At 71.7% G+C, this 13,046-nt stretch carries 11 protein-coding genes and 1 tRNA gene; 3 read left to right on the plus strand and 9 right to left on the minus strand.

Annotated elements, in window-relative coordinates; all coding sequences use genetic code 11:
- Positions 1-37 precede the first annotated feature (37 nt).
- From ACWGJB_RS20380 to ACWGJB_RS20410, 7 genes are all read right to left on the minus strand, one after another.
- Positions 38-547 (minus strand): hypothetical protein, encoded by a 510-nt coding sequence (locus ACWGJB_RS20380; RefSeq protein WP_453381537.1) that lies wholly within the window; start codon positions 545-547, stop codon positions 38-40.
- Between the two features lie 42 nt (positions 548-589).
- The gene (pth, locus tag ACWGJB_RS20385; RefSeq protein WP_450765531.1) at positions 590-1,198 is read right to left on the minus strand and encodes an aminoacyl-tRNA hydrolase; all 609 of its coding nucleotides are present in this window, start codon (positions 1,196-1,198) and stop codon (positions 590-592) included.
- A gap of 74 nt (positions 1,199-1,272) precedes the next feature.
- Positions 1,273-1,872: a 50S ribosomal protein L25/general stress protein Ctc gene (locus tag ACWGJB_RS20390; RefSeq protein WP_453381538.1), complete on the minus strand. Its 600-nt coding sequence runs from the start codon at positions 1,870-1,872 to the stop codon at positions 1,273-1,275.
- 244 nt (positions 1,873-2,116) lie between these two features.
- Entirely contained in the window at positions 2,117-3,097 is a 981-nt protein-coding gene (locus tag ACWGJB_RS20395; RefSeq protein WP_453381539.1) for a ribose-phosphate diphosphokinase, read from the minus strand.
- Between the two features lie 144 nt (positions 3,098-3,241).
- Positions 3,242-4,690 (minus strand): bifunctional UDP-N-acetylglucosamine diphosphorylase/glucosamine-1-phosphate N-acetyltransferase GlmU, encoded by a 1,449-nt coding sequence (gene glmU, locus ACWGJB_RS20400; RefSeq protein WP_453381540.1) that lies wholly within the window; start codon positions 4,688-4,690, stop codon positions 3,242-3,244.
- A 122-nt stretch (positions 4,691-4,812) separates the two neighbouring features.
- Positions 4,813-4,884 (minus strand) — tRNA-Gln (locus ACWGJB_RS20405).
- Between the two features lie 22 nt (positions 4,885-4,906).
- Positions 4,907-5,767 carry a hypothetical protein gene (locus tag ACWGJB_RS20410; protein ID WP_453381541.1) on the minus strand — a complete coding sequence of 287 codons (861 nt, stop codon included), beginning with the start codon at positions 5,765-5,767 and terminating at the stop codon, positions 4,907-4,909.
- 166 nt (positions 5,768-5,933) lie between these two features.
- Between ACWGJB_RS20410 and ACWGJB_RS20415 the strand changes: the two genes are divergently transcribed.
- Complete coding sequence (locus tag ACWGJB_RS20415; RefSeq protein WP_453381542.1) at positions 5,934-7,247, plus strand: sensor histidine kinase; 1,314 nt, start codon at positions 5,934-5,936, stop codon at positions 7,245-7,247.
- A 173-nt stretch (positions 7,248-7,420) separates the two neighbouring features.
- Here ACWGJB_RS20415 and ACWGJB_RS20420 read toward each other — a convergent pair whose 3' ends face one another.
- Positions 7,421-7,918 carry an SUKH-3 domain-containing protein gene (locus ACWGJB_RS20420; RefSeq protein ID WP_453381543.1) on the minus strand — a complete coding sequence of 166 codons (498 nt, stop codon included), beginning with the start codon at positions 7,916-7,918 and terminating at the stop codon, positions 7,421-7,423.
- 95 nt (positions 7,919-8,013) lie between these two features.
- On the minus strand, positions 8,014-8,553 hold the full coding sequence (locus ACWGJB_RS20425) for a YwqJ-related putative deaminase (protein ID WP_453381544.1): 540 nt from the start codon (positions 8,551-8,553) through the stop codon (positions 8,014-8,016).
- A 297-nt stretch (positions 8,554-8,850) separates the two neighbouring features.
- On the opposite strand from ACWGJB_RS20425, the gene ACWGJB_RS20430 reads away from it, so the two are divergent.
- Positions 8,851-9,867: an SMI1/KNR4 family protein gene (locus tag ACWGJB_RS20430; protein ID WP_453381545.1), complete on the plus strand. Its 1,017-nt coding sequence runs from the start codon at positions 8,851-8,853 to the stop codon at positions 9,865-9,867.
- A gap of 8 nt (positions 9,868-9,875) precedes the next feature.
- Positions 9,876-12,971, plus strand: a complete 3,096-nt coding sequence (locus tag ACWGJB_RS20435) for an SUKH-4 family immunity protein (protein WP_453381546.1) — start codon at positions 9,876-9,878, stop codon at positions 12,969-12,971.
- Positions 12,972-13,046 lie beyond the last annotated feature (75 nt).

Here is a 13,046-nt window from a genome sequence, read left to right on the forward strand (position 1 = left end):
TGTGCTTACAGCCGTACGTGCTCGCAGCCGTACGTGGTCATTGCACGGCGAAGAAAGCCGCCGTCAGCAGCGCGATCCCCGAACCGCCCAGTCCCCACGCCACCCGGGTCAGCCGCAGCCCTCCGGCCACCACCACCGACGCCAGCAACAGCGCGCCGCCGAGCGGTACCCAGGCGAGCAGGATCCCGGCGGGGCCGGACCGGACCACGTCGTCGGTACCGGGCTTCACGATCACGTCGTAGGTCTGCCCCTTGCGCACCGCCACCGACTTGTCGACGACCACCCGGGAGCGCGCGGAGGCGCCGGACGAGACCGGGGTGAACGGGCCCGTGCAGGTGTCCGCACCGCACGCGGTCACCTCGATCGTGCCCCGCTCCTTGCCCTTCGTCAGCATCACGTGCTGCGCCGTGCCCCAGGAGCCCCAGACCCCGCCGACCAGGATCAGCACGGCGACCGCGCCCATCGACACGACCCGGCCGAACCGCAGCGCGGCGACCGGAGGCGTACGGGAGGAGGGGACCGAGGCAGCAGGCATGGCCGGGATCATTGGCCATGTCCCTACGGCCGGTCAACTGCGGTGGGGGACAAGTCAGGAGTTGTACGAGCTTTGCGCCCGCTCCAGTCCCTCGGTGACCAGCGCCTCCACGGCGTCGGCCGCCCGGTCCACGCAGTAGTCCAGTTCCTTGCGCTCGGCCGAGGAGAAGTCCTTCAGCACGAAGTCCGCGACCTGCATACGGCCCGGCGGGCGACCGATCCCGAACCGCACCCGGTGGTAGTCGGCACCCATCGCCTTCGTCATCGACTTCAGCCCGTTGTGGCCGTTGTCGCCGCCGCCGAGCTTGATCCGCAGGACGCCGTAGTCGATGTCCAGTTCGTCGTGGACCGCGACGATGTTCGCCACCGGCACCTTGTAGAAGTCGCGCAGCGCGTTGACCGGACCGCCGGACAGGTTCATGTACGACATCGGCTTGGCCAGGATCACCCGCCGGCTCGCCGGACCCGGCGCCCCGAGCCGCCCCTCCACGACCTGCGCCTGCGCCTTGCCGGCCCGCTTGAACTTCCCCCCGATCCGCCCGGCGAGCAGGTCCGCGACCATGAAACCGACGTTGTGCCGGTTCATCGCGTACTCCGGTCCGGGGTTGCCGAGGCCGACGATCAGCCAGGGGGCGTTGGCGGCTGCGGGGGTGGTCACGTCCATGTCTCCTTGATACGCGCCAGCCGCCGCTCCCGGGAGGGAGCAGCGGCTGACGGACGATGAAACGAAGGTGAGGATCAGGCCTCGGCGACTTCCTCGCCCGACTCGCCCACTTCGCCCTCGGCGGACTCCTCGGCCTGCGCGGCCAGGACCTGCAGGACGACCGCGTCGCCGTCGACGGCCAGCGTGGTGCCGGACGGCAGGGTGATGTCCTTGGCCAGGACGGAGGCACCGGCCTCCAGGCCCTCGACGGAGACGGTGACGGACTCGGGGATGTGGGTGGCCTCGGCCTCGACCGGCAGCGCGTTCAGCACGTGCTCCAGCAGGTTGCCGCCCGGGGCCAGCTCGCCCTCGGTGTGCACCGGGATCTCGACGTTGACCTTCTCGCCGCGCTTGACCAGCAGCAGGTCGACGTGCTCCAGGAAGCCCTTGATCGGGTCGCGCACCACGGACTTCGGGATCGCCAGCTCGTTGGACTTGCCGTCGATGTCCAGGGAGATCAGGACGTTCGGGGTGCGCAGCGCGAGCAGCAGCTCGTGGCCCGGGAGGGTCAGGTGGATCGGGTCCGAACCGTGGCCGTACAGGACACCGGGGACCTTGCTGTCGCGGCGGATACGGCGGGCGGCGCCCTTGCCGAACTCGGTGCGCGACTCGGCGGCGATCTTCACCTCGGACATGGTGATCACTCCTCGTAGAGATTAGGAACGGACGTGGTCACCCGGCCACGAACGGCCTGCTACGAAGAGCGCGTCGATAACGGACCGCCGACACCTGTACGAAAACAGGTACGGCCTCCCTCGCCGAGCAACCTGTGCAGTCTACTCGGCGGGGGAGGCCGTACCAAAAGGATCTTCAGCACCGGCACCGCAGGCCGTGCGGCCTGTGCAGAAACCTCACTGCACGGTCCTTATGAAGCGCCGCTCACTGCTCGTCGAAGAGGCTCGTCACCGAACCGTCCTCGAACACCTCGCGCACCGCGCTCGCGATCGTCGGCGCGATCGACAGCACCGTGATCTTGTCCAGGTCCCGGCTCAGCTCGCCCGGCGTCGGCAGCGTGTTCGTCAGCACGAACTCGCTCACCCGCGAGTTCTTCAGCCGGTCCGCCGCCGGACCCGACAGCACACCGTGCGTCGCCGTCACGATCACGTCCTCGGCACCGTGCGCGAACAACGCGTCCGCCGCGGCACAGATCGTGCCACCCGTGTCGATCATGTCGTCGACCAGGACACAGACCCGGCCCTTGACCTCGCCCACGACCTCGTGGACCGTCACCTGGTTCGCGACGTCCTTGTCACGGCGCTTGTGCACGATGGCCAGCGGCGCACCGAGCCGGTCGCACCAGCGGTCCGCGACCCGGACCCGGCCGGCGTCCGGGGACACGATCGTCAGCTTGCCCTTGTCCACCTTCGTGCCCACGTAGTCCGCCAGCAGCGGAAGCGCGAACAGGTGGTCCACCGGCCCGTCGAAGAACCCCTGGATCTGGTCCGTGTGCAGGTCCACGGTCAGGATCCGGTCCGCACCCGCCGTCTTCATCAGATCGGCGATCAGCCGCGCCGAGATCGGTTCACGGCCCCGGTGCTTCTTGTCCTGCCGGGCGTAACCGTAGAACGGCACGATCACCGTGATGGAACGTGCCGACGCGCGCTTCAGCGCGTCGATCATGATCAGCTGCTCCATGATCCACTGGTTGATCGGAGCCGTGTGGCTCTGGATCACGAAGCAGTCGGCACCGCGCGCCGACTCCTGGTAGCGGACGTAGATCTCGCCGTTCGCGAAGTCGAAGGCCTTCGTCGGGACAACCCCGACACCCAGCTGGTGGGCGACCTCCTCGGCAAGCTCGGGGTGGGCGCGGCCGGAGAAGAACATCATCTTCTTCTCGCCGGTCGTCTTGAACCCGGTCACAGCACTGTCTCCTCAGAGGTGTCTCAGCCGTACAGCCTGCTGGCTGCCAGCGACCCCTCGGCTGGGCGCGAGAGGCCGAATCAGCTGGTTAGGTGCGGGTGTGTACTTATCACGGTACGACGTCTTCGGCGCACCTGTTTCCGGTCAGTCCTCGTTCGTGCCCTGCCGGGAGGCCGCCTCGGCGGCCTTCGCCGCCGCACTTCCCGGACGCTTCCGGGCCACCCAACCCTCGATATTCCGCTGCTGGCCACGGGCCACGGCCAGCGAACCGGGCGGTACGTCCTTCGTGATCACGGACCCGGCAGCGGTGTATGCACCGTCCCCGACCGTGACAGGCGCCACAAACATGTTGTCCGAACCCGTCTTGCAGTGCGACCCGACGGTGGTGTGGTGCTTGCTCTCGCCGTCGTAGTTCACGAACACGCTCGCCGCACCGATGTTCGAGTACTCACCGATCGACGCGTCGCCGACATAGGAGAGGTGCGGAATCTTGGTCCCCTCCCCGATCGAGGCGTTCTTGGTCTCCACATAGGTGCCGATCTTGCCCTTGGCCCCCAGCCGCGTGCCCGCCCGCAGATAGGCATACGGTCCCACGGACGCGTTCGGACCGACATGGGCCGAATCGGCCACCGTGTTGTCCACCCGCGCCCCGGCGCCGACCCGGGTGTCCCTCAGCCGGCTGTTCGGCCCGACCTCGGCACCCTCGCCGAGGTGCGTGGAGCCCTGCAGCTGCGTCCCCGGGTGGACGACGGCATCCTGCTCGAAGGTGACCGTCACGTCGACCCACGTGGTCGCCGGGTCCACGACGGTCACGCCGGCCAGCATCGCCCGCTCCAGCAGCCGGTCGTTGAGGATCCGGCGGGCCTCCGCCAGCTGCACCCGGTTGTTGATCCCGGCGATCTCGCGGTGGTCGGCGGCCACCGAGGCGCCGACCCGGTGCCCGGCCTCGCGCAGGATCCCCAGCACGTCCGTCAGGTACTCCTCGCCCTGGCTGTTGTCCGTGCGCACCTTGCCCAGCGCGTCCGCGAGCAGCTGCCCGTCGAACGCGAACACACCCGAGTTGATCTCCCGGATCGCCCGCTGCGCGTCGGAGGCGTCCTTGTGCTCGACGATGGCCGTCACCGCGCCGGACGCGCCGTCGCGCACGATCCGGCCGTAACCGGTCGCGTCCGGGACCTCGGCGGTCAGCACGGTCACGGCGTTGCCGTCGCCGTGGTGCGTCTCGGCGAGCCGGGCGAGGGTCGCACCGGTGAGCAGCGGGGTGTCCCCGCAGACGACCACGACGGTCCCCTGGACCGGGCCGCCCAGCTCCTCCAGCGCCATCCGTACCGCGTGCCCGGTGCCGTTCTGCCGTTCCTGAACGGCCGTACGGGCGGCGGGGTCGACCGCACCGAGATGCGCGCCGACCTGCTCACGCGCGTGCCCGACGACGACGACGAGGTTCTCGGGGTTCAACTCGCGGGAGGCGGCGAGCACATGGCCCACCAGGGAACGGCCACAGATCTCGTGCAGGACCTTGGCTGTGGCCGACTTCATACGGGTGCCCTCACCCGCTGCGAGAACGACGACGGCTGCCGGGCGAATGGCGCTCACGGAGTTGCCCTTCGGCTTTTGGATGGTGGGGGTGACATCCGCAGGATACCGGGGCGTTTCATGGGGGACATGAGAGTGGGCCCTGACGGGGCTGTCGGCGGTCAGGGCCCGAATGAGTGCGGCTCCCCCGCCAGGACTCGAACCCGGACAGATGGCACCAAAAGCCACAGTGCTGCCAATTACACCACGGGGGAATATATCGACGAAACCGGACATTCAGTCAGGCCGTCGAATGGCGCCTCCTACTATGCCGTACCAGGCGCCTTCCATGCGACGATACAAGTCCGCGCTCTTGAGTACATAGACGGTCAGGCAGCCTCGATATGCCTCCGAGGTGTTCTCGCGACTCGTCCTCGGGTTGTGCCTCTTGACAGTGGCCTTCTGGAGTTCGGAAGGCTTCACGCCCGCCAGGTCGGCCCAGAACTCCTCGGCGTCCGACACGTTGGCCGACTCGTGGATGCTCACCCGGAAGCGCAGGCGCTCTCGCTCCACGCCGAGCATGCCGAGCCAGCGCAGGTAGAAGCTGATCACGTTCGGGTCGCTGTTGATGAACTGCAGTCTCTCGCGACGGTTGTACGGCTTGTCCTTGGCGCCCTCTGCCCAGTAGAGGACTACGCCTGCCAGAAACACCTCACGGTCGGACAGTTCGCCGACGGCCTGTTCGGCGGTCGCCTTGGTGTGCCGGCGTTCGTTCTCGCGGCGTTGCAGGGTTGCCTCCAAGCCTCGCCCGGCGATCGCCGAGGACTCCTCGGCCGTGCGTTTGTGCTCCGGCCTCGGCAGGTCCCGGACCCACAACGAGATCGAACTCTTCGAGCACCCCAGCTCGACCTGGATCCGGTCATACGTCCAGCCCTGGAGCCGTAGCTCTCGCGCCCTGTCCCGCAAGTCGTCCTTGGCGTTCGGGCGCTTCGTCCATTCCGGGGGCGGCTCGCCCTCCAGGAGGCGGTTGAGGATGTCGTTGTTGTCGACGTGCAGCCGGTCGCGGATCTGGCGTCGGCTGAGTCCGGACCGCCGCAGCGCCACCGCCTGCTCCCGGAGCCCCTCGAAGTCCCGGTACTTGCTGTCTGAATGTGCCATGGGCATACCGTCCGGGCGGAATGGTCGATTCCGAGGCTGAACGGTCATGGTTCAGCAGTTCGAGGGATACAGGGGGGTTTCGGTGTTGTTCGGTTACGGAGGGTGGTGTAGGCCAGTAGACGAAACTCACCGGAAAAGCCCACCCCCGCGCCCGTAGGCTGGACGCATGACCACGACGGGGGCAGACCGCACGACGGCCTTGGCAGGGCCGTGGTGGTGGTCGCGGTGGCGTAGTGCGGTGCTGGACGGCGGTCTGGCACTGGTGTCGGCGCTGGAGTGCGGCGCCGAGGGGATCCCCTTCGCCCGGGACGCGGGTGTTCCGGTGTCGGCCGGGATCGTGTTCGGCCTGCTGGCCGGTTCGGTGCTGTTGCTGCGCAGGAAATGGCCGATCGCCGTCGTACTCGTGTCGATCGCGATCACGCCGGCCCAGATGGGCTTCCTGATGGGCATCGTCGGCCTCTACACCCTCGCCGCGGCCGAGGTGCCGCGACGGATCATCGTGGCGCTGTCCGGAATGACGTTCCTGGGCACGCTGATCGTGACGTTCGTGCGGGTCCGGCAGAGCATGGCGCGCGGGGATCTGACTATGGGGGACTGGTTCGTCCCCTTCGCGGCGCTGGCGACCTCGCTGGGACTGACCGCGCCCCCGGTGCTGCTGGGCCTGTACGTGGGTGCGCGGCGGCGGCTGATGGAGAGCCTGCGGGAGCGCGCGGACAGCCTGGAGCGGGAGCTTCAGCTGCTCGCGGAGCGCGCGGAGGAGCGTGCGGAGTGGGCGCGGGGCGAGGAGCGGACCCGGATCGCGCGGGAGATGCATGACGTCGTAGCGCATCGGGTGAGCCTGATGGTGGTGCACGCGGCGGCCTTGCAGGCGGTGGCGCGGAAGGACCCGGAGAAGGCGGTGAAGAACGCGGCGCTGGTCGGCGACATGGGGCGCCAGGCGTTGACGGAGCTGCGGGAGATGCTCGGGGTGCTGCGTTCCGGGGACGGCGACCGGCGGCGTACGGCGTCGGCGGTCGCGGCGTTGCCGTTGGCCGCGGTGGGGGTGGCCGCCGCGGCGGCGGCCTCGCGGGTGGCCGAGGAGGAGGGGCCGTACCTGTCGGAGCTGGAGGAGCTGATCGGGCAGTCGGAGGCGGCCGGGATGGTGGTCGACCTGTCGGTGGAGGGGGACGTGCGGTCGTATGCGGTCGCGGTCGAGCAGACGGCGTACCGGGTGGTGCAGGAGGCGTTGACGAACGTCCACAAGCATGCGGCGGGCGCCAAGACCCATGTGCGGCTGGCGCATCGGGTGGCGGAGATCGCGATGCAGGTGGAGAACGAGCCGCCGCCGGAGCCGGCGTCGGCGGCGTCGGCGGGTCTGCCGTCGGGCGGGAACGGTCTGGTGGGGATGCGCGAGCGGGTGCTGGGGCTGGGCGGGGTGTTCGTGTCGGGGCCGACGGACGCGGGGGGTTTCCGGGTGTCCGCGGTGATTCCGGCGGCGTGAGCGGGGGTGGTGAGTGGGTGTCGTGGGTGGGCGTTGCGGATGGGTGTCGTGGGTGGGTGAGAGGTTGTTGTGAGTGGGGGCGTGGTGGGTGGTGCGTGTGGGTGGGTGGGTGAGTGGTTTCGGTGTGTGGTGCGTGCGTGCGTGAGTGAGTGGGTTCGGTGCCTGGGTGGCGGTCAGGCGTGGGTGGTGAGGCGTTGGGGTTCGACGCCTGCGATGAGGGTGGTGAGGCCGTGGTCGATGTCGGGGCCTACGTACCAGTCGCCGGTGTGGTCGAGGGTGTAGACGCGGCCCTCGGTGTCGATGGCGAGCAGCGAGCGGGTCTCGGTCTCCTCGCCCAGGGGGCAGACCTCGGTGTCGAGGGCGCGGCCGAGGTCGCCGAGGGTGCGGGCGAGGTGGAGGCCGTGCAGGGGGTCGAGGTGGAGGGTGGCGGGGGCGATCTGGCGGCCGGGCCCGGTGGGGTTGATGTGCAGGCCGCCGAATTCGGCCCAGGCCTCCACGGCGGCGGGGAAGACGGCGTGCCGGTGTCCGGCGGGTGAGGTGTGCTCGCGGAGGGCGTCGGCCCAGACCTCGGCCTGTTTTATGTCCCAGCGTCCGGGTTGCCAACCGGCGGCGCGCAGAGCCGCGTCGACGGGCACCGAGAAGCGCGTGGTGGAGGTGCGGTCGGGGTGCATCTGCCCTTCGTTCGTGTTTGGTGCGGGTGCGGGTGCGGTCGCTGCGTGTGGTGTTTGGTGCGGGGTGTTGGGTGCTGTGCGGGTGGGGGGGTGCGTCAGTCGTCGGTGGCGGTGGGGTCGACGATGCGGACGCCGAAGTGGGCGGTGAGGGCGGCGCAGGCCCGGCAGGGGGCGGCGAAGCTGCCGTGCAGGGGGTCGCCGTCCTCGCGTATGCGGCGGGCGGTGAGCTTGGCCTGCTTGAGGGCTTTGCGGGCCTCACCGTTGGTCATGGGTTTGCGGACCGCGCGTTTGCTGCGGGCGCTGTCGGCGGAGGCGATGTGCCGTGAGATGAGGATGGCCTCGGCGCAGCGGCCGGTGAAACGGTCGCGCTGTCCGCTGGGCAGGGTGTCGAGGAACTCCTGGACCAGCGGGTGCAGCGGGGGCGGCTGGTCGCCGCGGGCCGCGGTGCCGGTGAGGGTGGCGCCGCGGACGGAGAGGGCGGCCGCGACGGTGGGCAGGATGCCGTCGCGGCGGTGCCGGAGGGTGGGCGCGGGAGGTATTTCGGTGCTGCTCCAGCCGATCCGGGGGTCGCCGGTGGTGGCGCCGTGACCGGCGCCGGGCATCGCGGTGTGCGGTCCCGTCTGTGTGGCGTTCATGATCGTTGTCCCCTCCCGGGCATCCCCCGAAAGTCACAGACTGCCAAATCCCGTGGCGGGTGCGGTAGCTGGGGCGGTGCGACACGCCCGGGTTTGGGCAGCCTGTCACGGCGGGGTGACGGCTGGTCACGGAAGCGGAGGCCCGGTGACCGGGGTTCGCGTACCGCATAGGCTGTCGGCACCGCGATGGGCGCGGTCGACGCGTCTGGGACGTGGGAGAGACAGCCGGATACGGGCCGGGGCGCGCCTTTGGGGTGTGGTTTCGGTTCGTACAGAGTGCCGCAGGGGGCAACCGTCATGACGACAGGTCGGCTCGGGATGGGGGCACCGCCCAGCCGCCAGGCCGGGGGACAAGCCGTGCCGCCGAACTCGGCCTACGCCGGGCAGGTCGTGCATTTCCCGGATCCGGTCCGGGCGGCACGTCACCCGAGAGGGGTACGTGTCGACGAGAACGGCTACCCCGATTTCTCGCCCTACGCGCGCGCGGCGGCCGAGATCGCGGACCCGCCGGAGGGGTTCGGCGTCGACGAGTTGCGGCTGACGGACTACGTGTCGGCGAACGCGGTGCTGTCCGCCTCGGGTCATGAACTGTGGGACACGGTGCCGGCGGTGGCGACGCCGCACGGCTGGACGTGGCATCACGTGGCCGGCTCGCGGCGGCTGGAGCTGGTCCCGGTCGAGGTGAAGGCGTTGCTGCGGCACCACGGCGGGGTGGCGACGGCCCGGGTGGACCAGGGCAAGCGGGGCACGCGGCCGTTGCAGGAGACCCGCCCGGCCCATGTCGGGCTGCCCAAGTCGGGCGTGGCGGTGTCGGAGTCGCAGGTGCAGGGCGTCGAGGAGGACCTGGGCTACCGGTTGCCGGGTGCGTACCGCTCCTTCCTGAAGGCGGCGGGCGGATGCGCACCGGTGGGCACTGCGCTGGACGCCGAACTCGGTCTGCTGCTGGACCAGCCGTTCTTCACGGTCCGCGACGAGGCGGCGGTCAACGACCTCGTGTACGTCAACAAGTGCCTGCGCGACCACCTGACCAAGGACTACCTGGGCGTGTGTTTCGTGCAGGGCGGTCTGCTGGCGGTGAAGGTGAAGGGCGACCGGCTCGGTTCGGTGTGGTTCTGCGCGTACGACGATGTGCGCGACGTGGATCCGTCGTGGCCGCCGGCCGAGCGGGTGGAACGGCTGCTGCTGCCCTGCGGTGAGGACTTCGACGTGTTCCTGTCCCGGCTGGCGGGTTCCCCGCCGGAGCTGGAGACGGTGGCGAACCTGATGGTGGACGGCGGTTTCGCCCGTGCCGTCTCTGTTGGCTCGGGGGAGTGAGTTTCGGCATGGTGACGTTCGCGCAGGCGCAGGAGCGCGCGGAGGAGTGGATCAACGGCGACGTGCCGGCGTACCAGCACCGCGAGGTGCGGGTACGGGAGTTCGGCCTCGGGTTCGTGGTGTGGGGCGAGGACCGTGCCGAGGGCCCGCGTTCGGACGCGGGCGGGCAGCGGCTGGTCATCGCCCGGGACACCGGCGACGCGACGCTGTGGCCGGCGCTGCCGGTGGGCGAGGTGATCCGCCGGTACGAGGAGGAGTACGGCCGTGAGGCGGAGGTCGCCGACGCGGTACCGGCGCCCGCGGCGCGGGTCGACCTGAACCAGACCTCGTTCCTGCTGAGCCCCCCGGAGTGGCTCCAGGAGGCGGCGGACAAGCTGGGGATTCCGGATCGGCGAGCGGGAGGTGACGGGCCGTCGGCCGAGGGCGCGGCCGGGGAGTCCGGGGCGGGCTCTGGTGTGGGTTCGGGGACGGGCTCTGGTGTGGGGTCCGCGGTGGGGTCCGGCACGGGGCCGGGTGTGGGTTCCGGTGGGCTTGCGGAGACGCAGGCGGGAGTGCCCGCGGGTGCCGGTGGGGCTGGTGCCGGGGTCGGTCCGGCGGGTGCCGGTGGGGCTTCTTGGCCGGCGGCCGGGGGCGGTGCGGGTGCGGGTGCCGGGGCGGCTGTGGGGGCGCAGGGTGCGTCCGGTGCGCCGGGCGCGCCCAACGTGCCTGCCGGCGCGACTCCTTGGGCGGGAACCGACACGAACGCCGATGCCGGTGAGGACCGTTCCGTTCCGCTGCCCGCGACGGTGTTCGCGCCGCCGCTCAGCGACTCCGACAACGGTGCGCTGGGAGACGCCGAGACGGCGCTGATGTCGGGGGGCAGCCAACTGCCGCGCACGGCGGTGTCTCCGGCGCTCGACGACGCGAGCGCGCCAGGAGTGCAGGGCGCGCAGGGTGTGCAGGGTGTGCATGGCGGGCAGGGTGGTGCGTCGGGGGCGCGTGGAGCTGCTGGTGTGCCGGGGGTGCCGGGTGCACCCGGGGCGCACGGTTCATCCGTCGCGCCCGGCGCGCCGCAGGGCAGCACGCCTCCGCCGCCTCCGCCGGGCGCGCCGACGTACGGCTATCCGCAGGGGCCGGCGGCGGCTCCGGCCGCGCCCGCGCCGGGCGTGCCGGCCAGTCCGCCGGCGCCCGCGGCTCCGCCCGCGCCCTCTTACGGCTATCCGCAGAACCCTGCCGCCCCGAGCTACGGCTACCCGCAGGGGTCGGCCGGTGCTCCGGGCGTGCCCCAGCCTCCGGCGGGTCCGGCCGCTCCGAGCCGCCCGCTGGCACCGAACGCCAGTGACATAGCGGATGCCGCGACGAGCCGGGCCGCACCTCCTCCGCGCAAGGCGCGCGGCGCGGCCGGTGCGCCGCCTCCGCCGCCTGGCGCCCCGGGAACGCCGGGCGCGCGCCTCGGGGGTACGCCTCAGCCGCCCGCGCCGGGTGGGCCGGCGGGCGGGTATGTGCCGACGCAGATGGTGTCGGCGCTGGGTCCCGAGGGGCCTGGGGGTCCGGCTCAGGCGCCGGGCGCGCAGACTCCGCCGGGCGCCCCCAACCCGCCCGGTACGCCGGGCACTCCGGGTGGCACGCCCCCCGGCGATGTCCATCGTTCGGCCACGATGCTGGCCGACCCGAACGCGAGGGGCGGGGGCGCGCCTCAGCCTCCGGGCGCCCCGGGCATGCCGAACCCGCCCGGTGCTCCTGGAGCCCCGGGCGCCCCGGGCGTACCCCACGCGTCCGGCGCACAGCCGCCGTCATACGCCCCGGGTGCACCTTTCGCGCCGGGCGCACCGCAGGCCTCGGGCGCCCCGGGTGCACCGCAGCCCCCTGGCGCCCCCGGCATGCCTCCCGCGCCGGGTGTGCAGGGCTCTGCCGGTGGTGCGCATGGGGCGGTTCACCACGCGGAGACCGTGCTGGCCGGGCCCCCGGTGGGGGCCCCTGGCGCACCGCTGCCGCCGCCCGCCCCCGGCGTACCCGCGGCACCGGGCGCCCCCGGTATGCCGCAGGGCGCCCCGCAGATGCCACCGCCGATGGCGGCCGGCGCGATGCCGCCCCCCGGGCAGCCCTTGCCGGGGCAGCAGCCGCCGGCGTACGGCTACCCGCAGCAGGGCCAGCCGACCGTGGGCCCCGGCTACCAGGCGGTGCTGCGCTACCGCGCGCAGGACGGTTCGGAGCAGCAGCTGATACGGCGTTCGGCGCCGGGGACGCCGCACCCGGAGTGGCAGATCTACCACGAGCTGCGGGCGATGAACGTGCCGCCGGACCAGGTGCTGGAGCTGCACACGGAGTTGGAGTCGTGCGAGCTGCCCGGTGCCTACTGCGCGCGGATGATCCGGGAGCAGTGGCCGCAGGCGCGGCTCGCGAGCATCGCGCCGTACGGGACGGATCACGCGAGCCGGCAGCAGGGGATGCGGGAGTTGCTGGCGCACCAGGGCGAGCTGCACCAGGTGGCGGCGGGTCCCGCGCGGCCCGCGCCGGTGCGGGCGCCGTTGCCGCCGGTGCAGGCGGCGCCGCCGATCCCGCCGGAGGCGATCGCGCAGGAGCTGGGGGCGGCGTTCGGGCCGGGCGTGTTCCGGTTCGAGCAGGCGGCGGTGTCGCGGCAGGGGGTGCCGCCGATCGTGGCGCACACGCTGGTCGCGGCCGGACTGCCGCTGGACATGGGGCCGTTCTTCTGGGCGCAGGCCCAGCCGGGCCGTCCGGTGCCGACGCTGGCCGAGCTGGCGCAGGAGCGCGGCGTGCAGCCGGCGCCGGACGCGGGGTCGTACCTCGTGATGGGTACCGACTTCGGCAAGGCGATCTGTGTGCAGTACGGCACCGCGAACATCGTGGCCGTGCCGGTGGAGGCGGGGCCGGGCGGGGCGTCGGTGCCGCCGCAGTTCGTCAACACCGGGCTGCCGGAGTTCGCGCGCTGCCTGGCGCTGCTGGGCCGGATGTGGCGGCTCAGGTTCGGCCTGAACCAGGAGCAGGCGGGCCGCTGGACCGTCGACTTCCAGGCTCAGCTGGCCTCCCTGGACCCGGCGGCGCTCGGTTCGCCGGAGAGCTGGTGGTCGGTGTTGCTGGAGCAGATGTGGGACGGCCTGTTGTAGCCCGGCGGTAGGAACAGCCGGTGGGGGGCGGTCCGGGCGGGGGGTACGGCACCGCCCCCCCCCCCGCGGGCACCC

It is taken from the genome of Streptomyces sp. NPDC054813 (assembly GCF_053611365.1).